Source organism: Aeromonas rivuli, assembly GCF_020149575.1.
Taxonomy (GTDB): Bacteria; Pseudomonadota; Gammaproteobacteria; order Enterobacterales; family Aeromonadaceae; genus Aeromonas; species Aeromonas rivuli.
This window is the reverse complement of the sequence record NZ_CP079742.1, coordinates 763,999-781,561: the sequence shown is the minus strand read 5'-3', so window position 1 is coordinate 781,561 and position 17,563 is coordinate 763,999. Positions and strand designations below refer to the sequence as shown.

The window sequence follows — 17,563 nt, the reverse complement described above, 5'->3', positions numbered from 1 at the left end:
TCTTGCCTCCACGGCGCAGGGTCTGTGAGACAGGGGCCACAGCATAACCAGCCAACGCCCCCGACTCCACCCCACAAAATATCCGGAAAAGCGAGATTGTGATCCCCTTGGCAGATAAAACCGCTGATCCCGCTGATCTGCCAGGATCAGCCTACCGGGATTCAGGGAGCATGATGACCCACAGGGTCGAGTGGCGGACTGACTCGCTCCAGCAGTTTGAGGGCGTGAGCCCTCCCCACGGCAACCTGACGCTTGATGTCATCGGGCAGGAAGGGCAAGCCATCATTGGTGGCCGTGTCTATGGTCTGCACCCACTCCATCCCCTCCCCCGGGGGCGGCAGACGGAACTGGATGTCATAACCACTGGCATTGAACAGCACCAGCCAACGCTCCCCCTCCTCATCCAGAGAACCAATATCCATGGCGAAGGCTTGGCCCATGGGCGCCTGCCAATCCTGATCCGTGAGCGGATGACCGTCCGGGTGATACCAGTCGACGCGATGGCAGTGCTCCTGGGCGCCATTCCAGCTGTCGTCACACAGCCGCAAGTTGGAGAAGACCTCGGAGCTGGCCCGCAGCGCCACCATCTGCCGGGTGAACGCGAGCAGCCGCTCATCCTCCGGCCGCCATTGCCAATTGACCCAGCTTATCTGGTTGTCCTGGCAGTAGGCGTTGTTGTTGCCGAGCTGACTGCGTCCCATCTCATCACCGCCGAGAAAGTGCGGGGTACCCTGGGAGAGCAACAGGGTGGCGATCAGATTGCGTTTCTGCTGGAGCCGCAGACTGCTGATCCTGGGATCGAGCGTCGGCCCCTCCACCCCGTGGTTGCTGGAGAGGTTGTTGCCGTGACCGTCCCGGTTATCCTCGCCATTGGCCTGGTTGTGGCGCTGGTTGTAAGAGACCAGATCCTCCAGGGTGAAGCCATCGTGGTAGCAGAGGTAGTTGATGCTGGTATGCGGCGAGCGCCAGTTCTTGGGGAAGAGATCCCGCGAGCCCATCAAGCGGGTGGCAAGATCCGCCATCTTGCCGCCATCTCCACGCCAGAAGGCGCGCACCGTATCCCGGTAGCGATCGTTGATCTCCTGCCACTGGCTCGGGAACTGACCGAGTCGGTAGCCGAACGGGCCAATGTCCCAGGGCTCTGCGATGAGCTTGACCCCGGCGAGCACGGGATCGGCCAGCAGCGCCTTGAAGAAGGCCCCCATGGGTTCGAACTCCCCCGCCTCCCGCCCCAGGGTCACCGCGAGATCGAAGCGAAAACCATCCACCTGCATCTCGGTCACCCAGTAGCGCAGGGCATCGAGCACCAGCCGCAGGCTGTTGGGGTGATCCAGATTCACGCTGTTGCCACAGCCGGTGACATTGGCATAACGGTTGAAATCCGGGCCATGGGCGCCGGGTTCGAAACTGTAATAGCCGCTGTTATCCAGCCCCTTGAACGACAGCACTGGCCCGTCAAACCCCGATTCGGCGGTATGGTTGTAGACCACATCCAGGATCACCTCTATCCCGGCCCGGTGCAGCTCGCGCACCATGGTCTTGAACTCGGTCACAGCGTCCCGCACGGCGTAGCGCGGCTCGGGGGCAAAGAAGGCGACCGGGTTGTAGCCCCAATAGTTGGTGAGCCCCAGATCCTCCAGCCTGGGTTCGGCCATGAAGGCCGCCACCGGCATCAGTTGCAATGAACTGATGCCGAGCGACTTGAGGTGGGTCAGCATCAGGGGATGGCAGAGCCCCAGATAGGTGCCCCGTTCGGCCTCCGGGATGGCAGGGTGCAGCTTGGTGAAGCCCTTGACGTGGGCTTCATAAATCAGGGTCTGCGCCGGGCTAATGGTCGGCTTGGTCACCCCCTGCCAGTCGAAATCATCCCGGACCACCACCGACTTGGCCTGCATGGCCGCGCTATCCCCCTCGTAACTCTCGGTATCCCAGCGCAGCGGGCGGGAGAGCCCACGCGCATAGGGGTCTATCAGCAGCTTGTCGCCATCAAACAGCAGGCCATCCTGAGGTTCGCCATAGAGGCGATAGCCGTAACGCTGACCCGCCCCTATGCCGCTGACATGGCCGAACCGGTACTGACCACGCTGCCCGGGCAACACCAGACAAGCCGTCTCCTGCTCCTGCTCGTCATAGAGGCAGAGCTCGACCCGCTCTGCTTGCGGTGCCCAGACGCAGAACTGACATCCCGTCTCATCCAGCCAGGCCCCGAGGCGCTGGCCGCTTCCCTTCTCGATATTGACCATCAAGACTCCTGTTTGATGAACAAGGTCGCAAGCGGTGGCAAGTCCAGTTCGATGGAGTGGCTCATGCCCTGCCAGGGGGTCGACTCGGCGACAAAATCCAAACCCACATCATAATTGCTGCCCCAGTAATGCTCGCTGTCGGTGTTGAGCAGCACCCGATAACGGCCAGCGCCCGGCACACCGAGTCGATAGTGTTGACGCGGTACCGGGGTAAAGTTGCTGGCGACCAGCACGGATCCGTTGCCATTCAAGTCGGCGCGCAGCCAGGCCAGGATGCTGTTGTCGGCATCGTTATGATCCAGCCAGCGGAATCCCTGACGCTCATGATCCGCCTCGAAGAGGGCAGTTTCCTGGCGATAGAGCTGGTTGAGATCGCGGATCAGCGCCTGCTGGCCCGCGTGTTTCGGGAAGTGCAGCAGGTGCCAGGGCAACTGGGCATCATGGTTCCACTCGCTGCTCTGCGCGATTTCGGTGCCCATGAAATTGAGCTTTTTACCCGGATGACCGTACATGTACCCCATGTAGGCGCGCAGGTTGGCGGCTTGCTGCCACTCATCCCCCGGCATCTTGTAGAGCAGGGAGTGTTTACCGTGCACCACCTCGTCGTGGGAGAGCGGCAGGATGAAGTTCTCGTCATAGTGGTACACCATGGCGAAGGTCATCTCGTTGTGGTGATAACGGCGATGCACCGGCTCCTTCTGCATGTAGCTCAGGGTGTCGTGCATCCAGCCCATATTCCACTTGAAACCAAACCCCAACCCGCCCAGGAAGGTGGGACGAGAAACGCCGGCGAAGGCGGTGGACTCCTCGGCTATGGTCACCGCGTTGGGATACTGACCATAGACTGCTTCGTTGAACCACTTGAGCAGGCTGATCGCCTCGTAGTTGTGGTTGCCGCCATCGACGTTGGGTACCCACTCCCCGGCATTGCGCGAATAGTCCAGATAGAGCATGGAGGCGACCGCATCGACCCGCAGGCCATCGATGTGGAACTTGTCGAGCCAGTAGAGGGCGCTCGCCACCAGGAACTGGCGCACCGTGTCCCGGCCAAAATCATAGATGTAGGAGTTCCAGTCCGGGTGCCAGCCCCGGCGCGGATCCTCGTACTCGTAGAGCGGCGTGCCATCGAAGCGGGCCAGACCATGGGCATCGGACGGGAAGTGGGCAGGCACCCAATCCAGGATGACGCCAATTCCCGCCTGATGGCAGGCATCGACGAAGAATTTGAAGTCATCGGCACTGCCAAAGCGGCTGGTCGGAGAGAACATGCCCACCGGCTGATAACCCCAGGAACCGCTGAACGGGTGCTCCGAGACCGGTAGCAGTTCGATGTGGGTGTAGCCCATGTCGGTGACGTAGCCCACCAGATCCACCGCCAGTTCGCGCCAACTCAGGCTGTCGCCATTGGGGTGGCGCTTCCAGGAGCCCACATGCAGCTCATAAATGGAAAGTGCCTGCTCGCGCTTGTCACCGCCACAGCGGGCTTGCCAGTCGCCATCTTGCCACTGGTACTGTTCATGGTCGTAGACCACCGAGGCGAACGACGGATACTGCTCGCAGTAGAAGCCGACCGGATCGCTCTTGTGGGGCAGCCGATTGCCCGCCAGATCCTTGAGCTCGAACTTGTAGCGTGCCCCGGCCTGCATACCGGGCACGAACAGTACCCAGTGACCACACAGGCTGCGCTGCATGGGGTGACGACGACCATCCCACAGGTTGAAGTCGCCGATGAGGCTCACAGCAGTGGCACTCGGGGCATAGACGGCGAAACGCACCCCGGCAATCGACTGGCCGAGGTGGGTGATGGTGGTGAGCTGAGCCCCCAGGGTCTGATAGAGATGCTCGGGGGCCGCGGTCAGTTCGGCCAGGCCGTGCCAGGCGGCATCCTGGCACTGATAGGGATCGATGATGTCGTGGCTGGCATCGGCATAGCGGGCGATGAGCTGATAGGGAAAGGGGAGTTTGCGGCGGGTGAAAACAGTTTCAAAAAGACCCGATGGGTCACTGGGAGTCAGGGTGGTGACCAGCTTGCCCGACTTGAGATCCTTGACGCCGACCTCGATGGCATCGGGCAACCAGGCCCTCAACCTCAGACCGGGTCCGTCCGGATTCGCGCAGAGGCCTAAGTGAGAGAAGGGATCGGCACAACGGGCCGCAGCCAAGCGTTCAACGAGCATAGGGACATCCTTTCATAGCAGAGCATCCGCCCGGGCCAGGGCCCGAGCGGATGTGAGCGAGTCATGGAAAAACGACTCAACGACTGGCCTCATCGCGGGCCTGACTCATACGAGCCGCCAACGCCTTGAGCGACTCGCTCTCGAACAGATCTTCCAGATCCGCCGACAGCTTGCGACGCCAGTTCGGGTATTCGTAACTGGTACCAGGCACGTTGACCGGTTTGTCCATCTCCAGCCAATCTTCCAGCTGGGTGCTGAACAGGGCGCAGCTGCCACGGGACATGTGGATCTGCAAACCATGGTTCAGCTCGGTATTCATGCCAACCCAGTTGACGTCATGACTGACGTTGGGGGAGATGACCCCATGGCCATGCAGACTGTCGAGGATACTCTGCTTGGCCTGGTGGCGATCCGCATAGAGGGTCTTGAGTACCGCCTCGTCCGGGTAGAGTCCCAGCTCCTTGCCGAGCGCCAGATCGTCACAATGCCAGAACCCCTTCAGGGTCGGCATGTCGTGGGTGGTCAGGGCCGACATCGCCTGCTCGGTGTAGTGGGCAGGGGAGATATAGCCGCCATCCTCCTTGGATCGCTCGAAGAAGAACACCTTGTAGGAGTGGACGCCATTCTCTTTGAGGGTCACATCTATGCCCTCAGGCACAGTGCCGAGATCTTCCCCTATCAGCAGACACTGATTGCGGTGGGACTCCAGCGCCAGTATGCCAAGCAGGTCATCGACCGGGTAGTAGATATAGGCCCCTTTGGCCGCAGAGGCACCAGGCGGCACCCACCACAGCCGCAGCAAGGCCATGACATGGTCGATGCGCAGCGCGCCGCACGAACGCATGTTGGCCCTGAACATGTCCACCATGGGCTGATAGGCCGCTTCAAAGAGCTGGCTCGGATTCATGGGGGGCAGACCCCAGTTCTGGCCGAGTGGCCCCAGGATATCGGGCGGCGCACCGACCGAGGCTTTCGGGCAATAGAGTTCACGGTTGGCCCAGATCTCGGTCGAGCCTTCGGAGACCCCCACCGCCAGATCCCGGTAGATCCCCATCACCATACCGGCCGCCTTGGCCCTGGCATCGGCCGCGGCGAGCTGCTCATCGGCCAGGAACTGCAGGTAGAGGTAGAATCTCACCTCCTGGCTGTGGGCGGCCACCCAGCTGGCGACCTCCGCATTGTGGTAATCCTGCAAGGCCTCGGGCCAGACTGGCCAGCCCCAGGCATTTTGACCTTCTGCATAGAGGCTGGCCTGGATAGCGTCGAAGCTCGCCTGCTGCTGCAGGCTGTCACCACCGGCTGCGACGAAGGATTCGAAGGCCGCGAGGCGGGTGCCGCTCAACGGGCTCTGATCGAACACCTGGCGCAGCATGGGTAGCTTGATGGCGGTGACGCCGCTGTAGTCCACGTACTCCTTGGCGCGCAACGAGGCGAGCTGCTGCTGGAAGGAGGATGAGGCGACTTCGGCCTTGAGGGCCGCATTGGCCTGGAATTCAGGCACGGCTTCCACGTCGATGTAGATGAGGTTCAACCAGCGACGGGAAGAGGGGCTATAGGGGCTGGCACTCTCCGGATTGGCCGGATAGAGGGCATGAATGGGGTTCAGACCGACGAAGTGTGCGCCCCAGCCAGCCACGCGCTCGACCAGCAAGCCCAGATCGCTGAAGTCGCCAATGCCCCAGTTGGTGCGGCTGCGCAGGCAATAGAGCTGCACGCTCGGCCCCCACACCTTGCGGCCGTTGGCGATGGGCGCCTGTTTATAGCACGCCTTGGGCGCGACGATGAGCCGCATGCTGGCCAGGGGCTCGTCGTTGCCCTCTTCCAGCAGTGTCAGCTGGTGATAGCCGAGCTCGGGCTGCACCGCCAACGCCACGCGATAGGCCTGACACTCCATCTCTTCAAATTCGGCGACGCCGACCAGTTCGCCCTCGACCGGGGTGAGCTGACCGGACAACGCGCCCCCCTGCTCCAGCGCCAGCTGCCAGCTGAGGGTGTCGTTGACAAAATCAATGGGCAGACGCAACTCCAGCACGATGGGCTCGCCTTCACGCACCACCATCACGGGATCCAGGGCGCGCAACCAGTGCTGGCGGTACTCCTGTTCCAATTGGGCGGTAAGCGTCGCGTCGTCATCGACCTGGTAGCCCATGGCCCCCAGCATGGCGGCCTTGCTCTCTTGGGATACCTGGGCCGGTTGGCCCCAGGCATCAACATACTCGCTGGCAATGCCTTTGGCGGCAGCCAGCTGTTCTATCAGGGTGGTCATAGTTTGAGAATTCCCGCTGTGGATTCTGTCTATACTATTTTGTTTAGTTTTTATGGGTCTTACAGGCGAACTGGCTCTTTGGCCACGCCAAACCGCCGCCATTTTCACACATCTGACCCGGGGGTTGTGTGACAGAGTAGGCACTATTTGGGTTATCTCTTTCGACAAAAACTGGTAGTCAGTTACATAAACAGAAAATAAATTTCACAGTTTTTCATGATATAGCGCAATTTCGAGCAGATTGTTGGTTGACTCACCGGTGAGTTCTAGTAAATTTACAAACGGAATTTTCTTTGACTACTGAACAGTTAGGTAACCAATTATGACTATCAAAGTAGGTATTAACGGTTTTGGCCGTATCGGTCGTTTCGTTTTCCGTCTGGCCGCTGAGCGCGCTGACATCGAAGTTGTTGGTATCAACGACCTGATCGACGTTGACTACATGGCTTACATGCTGAAGTACGACTCCACTCACGGCCGTTTCAATGGCACCGTTGAAGTCAAAGACGGCAACCTGGTTGTTAACGGTAAAACCGTGCGTGTTACCGCTGAGCGTGACCCGGCCAACCTGAAATGGGATGCCATCGGTGTTGACGTGGTTGCCGAGGCTACCGGTCTGTTCCTGGACGACGCCACTGCACGTAAGCACATCGCTGCCGGTGCCAAGAAAGTCGTACTGACTGGCCCGTCCAAAGACGCTACCCCTATGTTCGTCATGGGTGTTAACGACTCTACCTACGCTGGCCAGGACATCGTTTCCAACGCTTCCTGCACCACCAACTGCCTGGCCCCGATCGCCAAGGTTCTGAACGATACCTTCGGTATCGAATCCGGCCTGATGACCACTGTCCACGCTACCACTGCTACCCAGAAGACCGTTGATGGTCCGTCTGCCAAAGACTGGCGCGGTGGCCGCGGTGCGGCTCAGAACATCATCCCGTCCTCTACCGGTGCAGCCAAAGCTGTTGGCGTGGTCATCCCTGAGCTGAACGGCAAACTGACCGGTATGGCGTTCCGCGTACCGACTCCGGACGTGTCCGTTGTTGACCTGACCGTCAACCTGAAGAAAGCCGCCACCTACGCCGAAATCTGCGCAGCCATGAAAGCAGCCTCCGAAGGCTCCATGAAGGGCGTGCTGGGCTACACCGAAGATCAAGTGGTCTCCACCGACTTCCTGGGTGAGCGTCAGACTTCCGTGTTCGATGCCAAAGCCGGTATCGCACTGAACGACAAATTCGTGAAAGTTGTATCCTGGTACGACAACGAAATGGGCTACTCCAGCAAAGTTCTGGACCTGATCGCTCACATCTCCAAGTAATTTGGGATGCGCCATCACGTAGCGTAAAAAAGGCGGCCATTGGCCGCTTTTTTGTTATCTGCACACTGTTGTTGGGTCGTCGAATCATCGCCGGATCCTCAAGGAGTTCCCATGCAATCCCTCCGTCCCCTGACTGCCAACTGCCAGCTAGTCAACAACGCGTCCGGCCTGCCCCTGCTCTATATCGACAATGGGGTCGCCAAGGCCGAGATCAGCCTGTTTGGTGGCCATGTGTTGCGCTATCAACGCCATGGTGAGCCAGCATCCCTCTGGCTAAGCGACAAGGCCGTGCTGGATGGCAGCAAGCCTATCCGTGGCGGCATACCTGTCTGCTGGCCCTGGTTTGGCCCCTCCCCCGCCCGGGTAGGCAACGGCAAACCAGCCCATGGTTTCGCCCGTACCAGCCTCTGGACACTGGATGGGGTGAGCGATCACGAAGATGGCACCCTGGTCCATCTCTCCCTGACCGATAGCGATGCCACACAGGCACTCTGGCCCCACCCCTTCGAGCTGGAACTCGATATACTGGTCGGCCGCGAGCTCTCCCTGGTCCTGACAACCCGCAGCACAGGGTCGGCGCCCATCGTCTATAACGCCGCCCTGCACACCTACTTGCAGGTGAGCGCCCCTGAGGCCATCGAGGTGCAAGGCCTGGGCGAACCCTACGCCGACAAGCTGACCGGCCAGGATGCGCAGCAACAGGGCGCTCTGACGCTCACAGCGGCTATTGATCGGGTCTACCACCAACCCGAGGCCATGATCCGGGTTCAGGATGGCGATCGCACCACTCAGGTGGTCAGCGGCAACCACGACAGCATTGTGGTCTGGACCCCTTGGCTGGAAGGGGCCACCGCCATGGCCGACATGAGCAACGATGGCTACCGCACCATGCTCTGCGTCGAAGCCGCCATCACCGCCGATGCTGGCGTGACCGTCGCGCCGGATGAAGAGCACAGCTTCTCCACCGTGATCATCTGACCCCAGAGCGGGCGATGAGGGCTATCACTCCAACCTCTGCGTCGAAGCCGCCATCACGGCCGATGCTGGCGTGACCGTCGCGCCGGATGAAGAGCACAGCTTCTCGACCGTGATTTGCTAACGATCAGCCAATAGCAAGAGGGCACCCTGGAGTGCCCTCTTTCATGGCGGCTGGTTAGCCTCATGGGCAGCCTGTCAGGCGTTACCCTGTACCTTCAGCTTGAGCTCGGCAGCAAAGTCCAACATGCGATCGAGGGGGATCAATGCCTTGATGCGCAGGGCCTCGTCGACCAATATCTCATGCTGCTCGGCACCATCGGTGAGCGCATCCTTGATAGCCGCCAGGCCGTTCATCGCCATCCAGGGGCAATGAGCACAGCTGCGGCAGGTCGCGCCGTCACCACCGGTCGGTGCCTCGACCATCTCCTTGTCCGGACAAGCCTGCTGCATCTTGTAGAAGATGCCGCGATCGGTCGCCACGATCAGTTTCTTCTGAGGCAAGTCCCGCGCCGCCTTGATCAGCTGACTGGTGGAACCCACCGCATCGGCCAGCTCGATGACCGAAGCCGGGGACTCCGGGTGCACCAGCACGGCCGCGTCCGGATTCTGGGCCTTGAGGGCACGCAGGGCGCTCGCCTTGAACTCATCATGGACGATGCAGTGCCCTTGCCAGCGCAGCATCTGGGCACCGGTCTTCTTCTCGATATAGGCGCCCAGGTGCCTGTCCGGGCCCCAGATGATCTTGTGGCCCTGGCTATCGAGATGTTCGACGATTTCGAGCGCAATGCTGGAAGTCACCACCCAGTCTGCCCGTGCCTTGACCGCAGCCGAGGTGTTGGCATAAACGACGACGATATGATCCGGGTGGGCATCGCAGAAGGCGGAGAACTGCTCAATCGGGCAACCCAGATCGAGGGAACACTCGGCCTTCAGGGTCGGCATCAACACCTGTTTGTGGGGACTCAGGATCTTGGACGTTTCCCCCATGAAACGCACCCCCGCCACGATCAGGGTCTGGGCTGCGTGATCCCGGCCAAAACGGGCCATCTCCAGGGAGTCACCGACGAAACCACCGGTGGCTTCGGCCAGGGCCTGGATCTCGGGATCCGTGTAGTAGTGGGCGATCAGCACGGCCTGGCGCTCAATCAACAGCGCCTTGATCTCCTCGATGAAGCGGCTCTTCTCGGCCTGGCTCAAGGGGACGGGTTTGGCCGGGAAGGGGTAATCCATCTCAACCGCGGGAGGGATACTGCTCAGTGCATTGCTCATTGCGACTGTTCCATCAGGGCTTGGAAAGGCCAAAATTATAACCAGAAGCCGGCCACAAACCCATCAACAAATCACAATCACCGTCAGAGGGCTCAAGCGCGCCCACAACAAAAAGACCCGCACAAACGTGCGGGCCTTTTTGTGTGACCATCTCGATGGCCTGGAATATGGTGGTCGTTACTGGGCTCGAACCAGTGACCCCCTCCTTGTAAGGGAGGTGCTCTCCCAGCTGAGCTAAACGACCTGGGAAACTGTCCATCTCAACGATGGGAAATGATGGTGGGCCGTGCTGGATTCGAACCAGCGACCAATTGATTAAAAGTCAACTGCTCTACCGACTGAGCTAACGGCCCATCTAAATCACTTACTGCTTACAACGTACGGCTTACAAACTTGGTGGTCGTTACTGGGCTCGAACCAGTGACCCCCTCCTTGTAAGGGAGGTGCTCTCCCAGCTGAGCTAAACGACCTGGGAAACTGTCCATCTCAACGATGGGAAATGATGGTGGGCCGTGCTGGATTCGAACCAGCGACCAATTGATTAAAAGTCAACTGCTCTACCGACTGAGCTAACGGCCCATCTAAATCACTTACTGCTTACAACGTACGGCTTACAAACTGGTGGTCGTTACTGGGCTCGAACCAGTGACCCCCTCCTTGTAAGGGAGGTGCTCTCCCAGCTGAGCTAAACGACCTGGGAAACTGTCCATCTCGGCGATGGGATATGATGGTGGGCCGTGCTGGATTCGAACCAGCGACCAATTGATTAAAAGTCAACTGCTCTACCGACTGAGCTAACGGCCCATCTAAATCATTTACTGCTTACAAACTGGTGGTCGTTACTGGGCTCGAACCAGTGACCCCCTCCTTGTAAGGGAGGTGCTCTCCCAGCTGAGCTAAACGACCTGGGAAACTGTCCATCTCAACGATGGGAAATGATGGTGGGCCGTGCTGGATTCGAACCAGCGACCAATTGATTAAAAGTCAACTGCTCTACCGACTGAGCTAACGGCCCATCTAAATCATTTACTGCTTACAAACTTGGTGGTCGTTACTGGGCTCGAACCAGTGACCCCCTCCTTGTAAGGGAGGTGCTCTCCCAGCTGAGCTAAACGACCTGGGAAACTGTCCATCTCAACGATGGGAAATGATGGTGGGCCGTGCTGGATTCGAACCAGCGACCAATTGATTAAAAGTCAACTGCTCTACCGACTGAGCTAACGGCCCATCTAAATCATTTACTGCTTACAAACTTGGTGGTCGTTACTGGGCTCGAACCAGTGACCCCCTCCTTGTAAGGGAGGTGCTCTCCCAGCTGAGCTAAACGACCTGGGAAACTGTCCATCTCAATGATGGGAAATGATGGTGGGCCGTGCTGGATTCGAACCAGCGACCAATTGATTAAAAGTCAACTGCTCTACCGACTGAGCTAACGGCCCATCTAAATCATTTGTACTGCTTACAAACTTGGTGGTCGTTACTGGGCTCGAACCAGTGACCCCCTCCTTGTAAGGGAGGTGCTCTCCCAGCTGAGCTAAACGACCTGGGATACTGCTTTCCACTCTGGAGTGGAGAATGGTGGGTCGTGCTGGATTCGAACCAGCGACCAATTGATTAAAAGTCAACTGCTCTACCGACTGAGCTAACGACCCATACCACCATCGCATCGGGCACATGACTGTACCGACGCTGACGGCGGCCTATAATACGGATTTAAATTCTTGGTGCAACAGAAAATTCTTAATTTAAATCCGTTTGCTCACTGTGCGTACAAACTGCTGTCACATTTACAAGAGTGTTACGAAAACAACCACCTAGCGCAATGTTACAGCTTGTCGAGGCTCTGCTTGGCGAGCTGTGCTGGCGAGGTGTTGGGATAGCCCTTGATCACCTGCTCGTAGTAACTTTTTGCCTGCGCCTTGTTGCCATCCAGCTGAGCTATCATGCCCAACTTGACCAGTGCATCGGCACGCTTGGGAGACTTGCTGTACTTGTCAGCCAGGGTCTTGAACTGGGCAGTGGCACCGGGCCTGTCCCCCTTGTTGAACAGCAATTGCCCCAGCCAGTAGTGGGCATTGGGCACATAGCTCGAATCCGGGAACTGCTTGATGAACCCCTGGAATGCCGGGATCGCCTTGTCGTAGTTCTTATCCTTGAGCACCAGATTCACGGCCGAATCATAGGCCTGATTTTCATCCTGGTTACTGGAATAGGTCGCGGCACTCGCGGCGCTGGCCGTTGCCGCCGTGGCGGCGGCAGCTGCGGCCGGAGCGGCCTGTTGGCTGCTGACCTTGTCGAGCTCCTGATAGAGCTGGCGCTGGCGCTCCTGGGACTGCTCCATCTTGTAGGTCTGCTGCTCCAGCTGACCACGCAAGTCGGCCACCTCTCCTTGCAGAGAGTCGACCTGCTGCTGCAAGTCGGCCTGTAGACGCAGGCGGGCATTGAGGGTGCGCTCCAGCAGCGCCACCCTGTCCTCCAGGCTGCCTGAGGGCACAATGGCGCCCGCATTGCTGCCGAAGGCGGCGGTGACGGCACTGTCGCCACCAGAGAGATCGGACACAGGCGCCGCGGCGTGGGCCCCCATGCTAAATAGAAGTGCGGCCATCGAAATGGCCGCATTTTTATACACAAGATTCATCCGAATGAAACCTTAGTAGACCAGAACCGCACGACGGTTCTTGGCAAAGGCATCCTCGGTGTGAGACAAGTCCAGCGGCTTCTCTTCGCCATAGCTGACGATGGACAGCTGCTCAGCCTGCACACCCAGGGTTTGCAGATATTTGGCTACGGCCTTGGCACGACGCTCGCCCAGGGCGATGTTGTACTCAGGGGTACCGCGCTCATCGGCGTGACCTTCGATCAGTACCTTGACGGACGGGCGCTCACGCAAGTAGCTGGCGTGGGCATCCAGCAGGTCGGCGTATTGACCCTGGATATCGTAACCGTCGTACGGGAAGAAGATGACGTTGTCGCGCTGCAGCGCTTCGAACTTTTGACGCATCTGCTCTTCCGGTGACAACAGACCATTGGCGGAGCCAGTCTGTACACCACCCATGCCGTCGGTCATACCCGCTTCGGCGCCGGAAGCGTCGGAGTCGGAAGAAGAACTACAGGCAGCCAGGGTGAACAGTGGCAGTGCGATGGCCAGACCCTTGAGCAGTTTATTGAGTTGCATGCTATTTCCTTAAACCTTTATAACAAAACAAAAAACAATTGAATTTATTATCAATTCAGAAAGGGCGACCAAGCTGGCGCACGTATTTCCCCGCTGCTTGTCGGCAATACTGCCTTGAAGCGACCATCCGTCGAGACCAGAGCCAGGCTCTTGCGCCCCTGATAGATGGTGGAGTAGATGATCATGCTGCCATTAGGAGCCACACTTGGCGACTCATCCAATGCACTCTGGGTCAATACCAACATGGCTCCGCTTTCCATATCCTGCCGAGCGATGCGATATTGTCCCTGTTCCCGGGTGACCACTACCATGGACTTGCCGTCCGCTGTCATGGACGCACCCTGGTTAGAATCCCCTTCCCAGGTGATGCGACGAGTGGCGCCAGTCGCCAAATTTACGCTATAAATCTGGGGTTTGCCACCACGTTCAGAGGTGAATACCAAACTTTGTCCATCTGCCGTCCAGGAGGGTTCGGTGTCTATGGTGCGGCTATTGGTCACCCGGGTCAGCTGCTTGCTAGCAACATCAATGATATAGATATCCGGTTGACCATCCTTGGACAGAACGATAGCCAATCGGCGACCATCTGGCGACCACTCTGGCGCCCCGTTAATGCCACGGAAGCTGGAGACCAGACTGCGCTGCTGATTGTAAATATCCTGCACATAGATCTCGGACTTCTGATTCTCGAAACTGACATAAGCCAGCTTGCTGCCATCCGGCGACCAGGCCGGAGACATCAGCGGCTCGCGGGAACGCAGCAAGACCTTCTCGTTGTAACCGTCATAGTCGGAGATACGCAGTTGGTAGGGGAACTGGGCACCCTGATCGACCGCCACATAGGCCAGGCGAGTCAGGAAGGCGCCACGCTCGCCAGTCAGGCGCTCATAGACGATGTCGGAGATACGGTGGGCAAACTGACGCATCTGGGCACCGGGAATGGTGGCCATGCGACTGTCGAGCACGTAACCATTGGCTTCTCCGCCCTGGGTCTTGGCTAGCTGCCCCTTGAGCACATCGACCAGTTCGAAGTTGATTTTGTAGGAACCATTGCCGGCAGGGGCTATGGTGCCCACCACCACGGCTTCCACCCCTTGCGAGGCCCAGGGCGCGAAATCAATCTCGCCACTGCTGCTCGGGGTCTGCGGCATCTGGCCACGAGCCAGCGGCTTGAACTTGCCGCTGCGCATCAGGTCATTGGAGACCACCTCGGCAATATCCTGAGGCAACTGACCCTCACCACTCCACTTGAAGGGAGCCACGGCGATGGGACGGGCGCTGTCGATACCACCTGTGATGACGATGTCCAGCGCCGCCTGGGCGCTCTGGCCCATCAGCAAGCAGCCAACCAAAGCAAAAAATACTTTTCTTATCATGGCTTAAATACTCGGTTCCAATTTGAGATTGAATTCTTTGAGCTGCTCGAATGCCGCAGGATCCTTGGGCACGGGCAGCTGGTTCGCCTTCAGTACGGCGGCTCGACCCGAACGACAGACGGCGGGATCACCCTGACCATTGTCGACCGAAATAACGAAGCCACTGCTGGCAAGCTTCACACCGATAGTACATGTTTTGCCCCGCATGGTGGGATCCAAAATCATGTAACGCTCGACCGTGGCCTTGATGAGCGCGGCATACTTGTCGACCTCACCCTGAGCCGCTGCCGCCGCTGCCTGACTTCTAGAGCTGGCCTCAGCCGCCATTTGCGCCTGCATTTGAGCCTCTAGTTGTGCCTGTAGCTTGGCTTCTTCGGCTGCCTTGCGCTTGCGCTCGGCATCGGCTTTGGCCTTCTTGTCAGCCTCTTCCTTCGCTTTCTTGTCTGCGTCAGCTTTTGCCTTTTTGGCCGCCTCGTCCTTGGCCTTCTTATCGGCCTCGGCTTTGGCTTTCTTCTCGGCGTCCGCCTTGGCTTTCTTGTCCGCGTCTGCCTTGGCCTTCTTCTCGGCCTCCGCTTTCGCCTTCTTGTCCGCTTCTGCTTTGGCCTGCTTGTCCGCCTCTACTTTCTTGGCGGCCTTGGCCTTCTCCTCAGCCTGCTTCTGTTCTTGCTCTTGTTTCTTCTTCAGGGCCAGGGCTTTGCTGGTCGCCTCTTCGGCCGCCTTGCGTTCTGTCTCGGCCTTCTTGGTCTTCAGCTCCTCTTGCTTGCGGACCTGTTCAGCCTGTTGAGCTTGCGCTTCGGCCTGTTTCTGCTCGGCCTGCTTCTTCTGTTTCTCGGTCTCGGCTTTGCGGGTCGCCTCTTCGGCGGCCTTACGCTTGGTTTCGACGCTCTTCAGCCGCTCCTCTTCTAGCTCGCGAGCCTGTTTAGCCTGATCGATATCGGCCTTCACGGCGGGCTTGTTTTGCTGTTGTGCTTGCTGTTGCTGGATCTTCGCGGCTTGCTCGGCAAGGAATTCGTCATCGAGCATCACAGCGTTGACTATCTGGGCCGAGGAGGCAGGCCGCTTCGGCTTGCTGAAATCGACACCGACCAGCAAGATGATGCCGATGATCAGATGCAGCAGCAGCGAGACGATGAGATAACTGGAAATACCACGTTTCACATCCATCTCCGTCAGTTCACCGGATCCGTCATCAGACCAACCTGGGGCACGCCGGCTTTCTTCAAGGCGACCATCAACAGTATCACCTCTTCATAGCGCACGGCCTTGTCGCCAGCCACCACCACAGGGGCACCCTGGTTGACCGCGAGATACCCCATGGCCTTCTCGGTGATAAATTGCTGGATAGCCTCGGGCGAACCCGCAGGTACCGGCTCGTCATCCGCTTCACCCGCCTTGACCACGTATTCGCCATCGACGTTGACGCTGACGATGAAGGGGGACTTGGCATCTTCCGGCAGTTGCTCAGACTCCGCTTGGGGCAGATCCACCTTCACCCCCTGGGTGATCACCGGCGTCACCGCCATGAAGATAATGAGCAGCACCAGCATGACGTCGATGTAAGGCACCACGTTGATCTCGGCCACCTTCTTGCGCCGGATCCGCTGATAGGTTTGCATTACTGATCACCCTGTTGCTGCTGTGCTATCTGGCGGTTCAGAATGGTGGTGAACTCATCCATGAAGTTGGCGTAGGCGTTTTCCAGTCGCTCGACCTTGTTGGTAAAGCGGTTGTAGAAGATGACCGCCGGGATCGCGGCGAACAGGCCCATGGCGGTGGCGATCAACGCCTCGGCGATGCCGGGTGCCACCATCTGCAGAGTCGCCTGTTGTACCTGTCCCAGGGCGATAAAGGCATTCATGATGCCCCATACGGTACCAAACAGGCCGATATAGGGGCTGATGGAGCCGACGGTCGCCAGTACCGGCAGGTTGGATTCCAGTTCGTCCACGGCGCGAGACAACGACACCCGCATGGCACGGTAAGTACCGTCCATCACCGCATCCTGACCCCGGGCACCGGCCTTGAGCAGACGGGCATACTCCTTGAAGCCTGAGTAGAAGATGTCTTCCATGCCTTCGATATCATCGCGGCGGGAGGAGGACTCCTGATAGAGGCGGTTGAGATCCACCCCGGACCAGAATCTGTCCTCGAATTGCTCGGATGCCAGGTTGGCAGCCTTGATAACCTTGGCGCGCTGGATAATCAGTGCCCAAGAGACCACAGACATGCCCATCAGGGTCAACATCACCAGCTTGACCAAGAGGCTGGCTTGCCAGAACAGACCAATAAACGAAATTTCAGCGTGCACTTAACAGCACTCCCTTCACATTTTCAGGTATTGCAACAGGTTTCATAAGCGGGTGACTGACACAGGCTATCTGTACCATGGCCTGGGTGATCAGTCGCCCATCAGCCGCCAGTATCTGTTGCGAGAAGCGCATGGAGGCGCGTCTCACTTCAGTCACTTGCGTTATTACGGTCAGTAATTCGTTGAAGCGGGCTGCGGCGCGAAAATCGATCTCGGTCCGGCTCACCACGAAGGCGATCCCCAGTCCGAGCAGGACGTCCTGTTCGATACCACCGGCACGCAGAAACTCGGTGCGGGCCCGCTCCATAAATTTGAGATAATTGGCGTTGTAGACGATGCCCCCGGCATCGGTATCTTCGTAGTAGACCCGTACCGGAAACTCAGAGACTTCACCCATAACAATCTGTGATCCATTCGACAGTCTGATGGGGGGGTATCATAGCGCAGGGGTGA

The 17,563-nt window shown here is 58.6% G+C and carries 13 protein-coding genes and 14 tRNA genes; 2 read left to right on the top strand and 25 right to left on the bottom strand.

Annotated elements, in window-relative coordinates:
- Positions 1–161: 161 nt before the first annotated feature.
- The 3 genes from glgX to malQ form a co-directional block, all read right to left on the bottom strand.
- Positions 162–2,243 (bottom strand): glycogen debranching protein GlgX, encoded by a 2,082-nt coding sequence (gene glgX / locus KYK33_RS03750; RefSeq protein ID WP_318010410.1) that lies wholly within the window; start codon positions 2,241–2,243, stop codon positions 162–164.
- Positions 2,243–4,420: a 1,4-alpha-glucan branching protein GlgB gene (glgB, locus tag KYK33_RS03745; RefSeq protein WP_224432059.1), complete on the bottom strand. Its 2,178-nt coding sequence runs from the start codon at positions 4,418–4,420 to the stop codon at positions 2,243–2,245. Before glgB ends, glgX begins: the two co-directional genes overlap by 1 nt.
- 76 nt (positions 4,421–4,496) lie before the next feature.
- The gene (gene malQ / locus KYK33_RS03740; protein WP_224432058.1) at positions 4,497–6,686 is read right to left on the bottom strand and encodes a 4-alpha-glucanotransferase; all 2,190 of its coding nucleotides are present in this window, start codon (positions 6,684–6,686) and stop codon (positions 4,497–4,499) included.
- A gap of 322 nt (positions 6,687–7,008) precedes the next feature.
- Here malQ and gap point away from each other — a divergent pair, with 322 nt between their 5' ends.
- Together gap and KYK33_RS03730 are read left to right on the top strand one after the other, a co-directional pair.
- Positions 7,009–8,004, top strand: a complete 996-nt coding sequence (gap, locus tag KYK33_RS03735) for a type I glyceraldehyde-3-phosphate dehydrogenase (RefSeq protein ID WP_033129683.1) — start codon at positions 7,009–7,011, stop codon at positions 8,002–8,004.
- 111 nt (positions 8,005–8,115) lie between these two features.
- Positions 8,116–8,982, top strand: coding sequence for a D-hexose-6-phosphate mutarotase (locus KYK33_RS03730; protein WP_224432057.1), 867 nt, complete (start codon positions 8,116–8,118; stop codon positions 8,980–8,982).
- Positions 8,983–9,177: 195 nt separating this feature from the next.
- Here the strand turns inward: KYK33_RS03730 and nadA are convergent, their stop codons facing one another.
- The 22 genes from nadA to ybgC form a co-directional block, all read right to left on the bottom strand.
- Positions 9,178–10,251 (bottom strand): quinolinate synthase NadA, encoded by a 1,074-nt coding sequence (nadA, locus tag KYK33_RS03720; protein ID WP_224432056.1) that lies wholly within the window; start codon positions 10,249–10,251, stop codon positions 9,178–9,180.
- A gap of 168 nt (positions 10,252–10,419) precedes the next feature.
- A tRNA-Val gene (locus KYK33_RS03715) sits at positions 10,420–10,495 on the bottom strand.
- A gap of 33 nt (positions 10,496–10,528) precedes the next feature.
- Positions 10,529–10,604, bottom strand: a tRNA-Lys gene (locus tag KYK33_RS03710).
- A gap of 41 nt (positions 10,605–10,645) precedes the next feature.
- Positions 10,646–10,721, bottom strand: a tRNA-Val gene (locus KYK33_RS03705).
- A gap of 33 nt (positions 10,722–10,754) precedes the next feature.
- Positions 10,755–10,830, bottom strand: a tRNA-Lys gene (locus tag KYK33_RS03700).
- 40 nt (positions 10,831–10,870) lie between these two features.
- Positions 10,871–10,946 (bottom strand) — tRNA-Val (locus tag KYK33_RS03695).
- A gap of 33 nt (positions 10,947–10,979) precedes the next feature.
- Positions 10,980–11,055: transfer RNA gene (locus KYK33_RS03690), tRNA-Lys, on the bottom strand.
- Positions 11,056–11,081: 26 nt separating this feature from the next.
- Positions 11,082–11,157, bottom strand: a tRNA-Val gene (locus KYK33_RS03685).
- A 33-nt stretch (positions 11,158–11,190) separates the two neighbouring features.
- Positions 11,191–11,266: transfer RNA gene (locus KYK33_RS03680), tRNA-Lys, on the bottom strand.
- A gap of 27 nt (positions 11,267–11,293) precedes the next feature.
- Positions 11,294–11,369 (bottom strand) — tRNA-Val (locus tag KYK33_RS03675).
- Positions 11,370–11,402: 33 nt separating this feature from the next.
- Positions 11,403–11,478 (bottom strand) — tRNA-Lys (locus KYK33_RS03670).
- 27 nt (positions 11,479–11,505) lie between these two features.
- A tRNA-Val gene (locus tag KYK33_RS03665) sits at positions 11,506–11,581 on the bottom strand.
- 33 nt (positions 11,582–11,614) lie between these two features.
- Positions 11,615–11,690 (bottom strand) — tRNA-Lys (locus tag KYK33_RS03660).
- A gap of 29 nt (positions 11,691–11,719) precedes the next feature.
- Positions 11,720–11,795: transfer RNA gene (locus KYK33_RS03655), tRNA-Val, on the bottom strand.
- A 32-nt stretch (positions 11,796–11,827) separates the two neighbouring features.
- Positions 11,828–11,903, bottom strand: a tRNA-Lys gene (locus tag KYK33_RS03650).
- Positions 11,904–12,076: 173 nt separating this feature from the next.
- Positions 12,077–12,889 carry a tol-pal system protein YbgF gene (ybgF, locus tag KYK33_RS03645; RefSeq protein ID WP_224432055.1) on the bottom strand — a complete coding sequence of 271 codons (813 nt, stop codon included), beginning with the start codon at positions 12,887–12,889 and terminating at the stop codon, positions 12,077–12,079.
- A gap of 12 nt (positions 12,890–12,901) precedes the next feature.
- The gene (gene pal, locus KYK33_RS03640; RefSeq protein WP_042041561.1) at positions 12,902–13,426 is read right to left on the bottom strand and encodes a peptidoglycan-associated lipoprotein Pal; all 525 of its coding nucleotides are present in this window, start codon (positions 13,424–13,426) and stop codon (positions 12,902–12,904) included.
- A gap of 50 nt (positions 13,427–13,476) precedes the next feature.
- Positions 13,477–14,802: a Tol-Pal system beta propeller repeat protein TolB gene (tolB, locus tag KYK33_RS03635; protein WP_042041562.1), complete on the bottom strand. Its 1,326-nt coding sequence runs from the start codon at positions 14,800–14,802 to the stop codon at positions 13,477–13,479.
- Between the two features lie 3 nt (positions 14,803–14,805).
- Positions 14,806–15,966, bottom strand: coding sequence for a cell envelope integrity protein TolA (tolA, locus tag KYK33_RS03630; protein ID WP_042041563.1), 1,161 nt, complete (start codon positions 15,964–15,966; stop codon positions 14,806–14,808).
- A gap of 5 nt (positions 15,967–15,971) precedes the next feature.
- A complete protein-coding gene (gene tolR, locus KYK33_RS03625; RefSeq protein WP_005908538.1) occupies positions 15,972–16,418 on the bottom strand; it encodes a protein TolR in 447 nt (148 codons plus the stop codon).
- Entirely contained in the window at positions 16,418–17,110 is a 693-nt protein-coding gene (gene tolQ / locus KYK33_RS03620; protein WP_042041565.1) for a protein TolQ, read from the bottom strand. Before tolQ ends, tolR begins: the two co-directional genes overlap by 1 nt.
- On the bottom strand, positions 17,100–17,507 hold the full coding sequence (gene ybgC, locus KYK33_RS03615; RefSeq protein WP_042041566.1) for a tol-pal system-associated acyl-CoA thioesterase: 408 nt from the start codon (positions 17,505–17,507) through the stop codon (positions 17,100–17,102). Before ybgC ends, tolQ begins: the two co-directional genes overlap by 11 nt.
- Positions 17,508–17,563 lie beyond the last annotated feature (56 nt).

Coding starts and splice junctions, on each gene's coding strand:
- tolR (WP_005908538.1), bottom strand. CDS start 16,418: ATGCAAACCTATCAGCGGATCCGGCGCAAGAAGGTGGCCGAGATCAAC.
- malQ (WP_224432058.1), bottom strand. CDS start 6,686: ATGACCACCCTGATAGAACAGCTGGCTGCCGCCAAAGGCATTGCCAGC.
- tolA (WP_042041563.1), bottom strand. CDS start 15,966: ATGGATGTGAAACGTGGTATTTCCAGTTATCTCATCGTCTCGCTGCTG.
- glgB (WP_224432059.1), bottom strand. CDS start 4,420: ATGCTCGTTGAACGCTTGGCTGCGGCCCGTTGTGCCGATCCCTTCTCT.
- ybgF (WP_224432055.1), bottom strand. CDS start 12,889: ATGAATCTTGTGTATAAAAATGCGGCCATTTCGATGGCCGCACTTCTA.
- tolB (WP_042041562.1), bottom strand. CDS start 14,802: ATGATAAGAAAAGTATTTTTTGCTTTGGTTGGCTGCTTGCTGATGGGC.
- ybgC (WP_042041566.1), bottom strand. CDS start 17,507: ATGGGTGAAGTCTCTGAGTTTCCGGTACGGGTCTACTACGAAGATACC.
- glgX (WP_318010410.1), bottom strand. CDS start 2,243: ATGGTCAATATCGAGAAGGGAAGCGGCCAGCGCCTCGGGGCCTGGCTG.
- nadA (WP_224432056.1), bottom strand. CDS start 10,251: ATGAGCAATGCACTGAGCAGTATCCCTCCCGCGGTTGAGATGGATTAC.
- pal (WP_042041561.1), bottom strand. CDS start 13,426: ATGCAACTCAATAAACTGCTCAAGGGTCTGGCCATCGCACTGCCACTG.
- KYK33_RS03730 (WP_224432057.1), top strand. CDS start 8,116: ATGCAATCCCTCCGTCCCCTGACTGCCAACTGCCAGCTAGTCAACAAC.
- gap (WP_033129683.1), top strand. CDS start 7,009: ATGACTATCAAAGTAGGTATTAACGGTTTTGGCCGTATCGGTCGTTTC.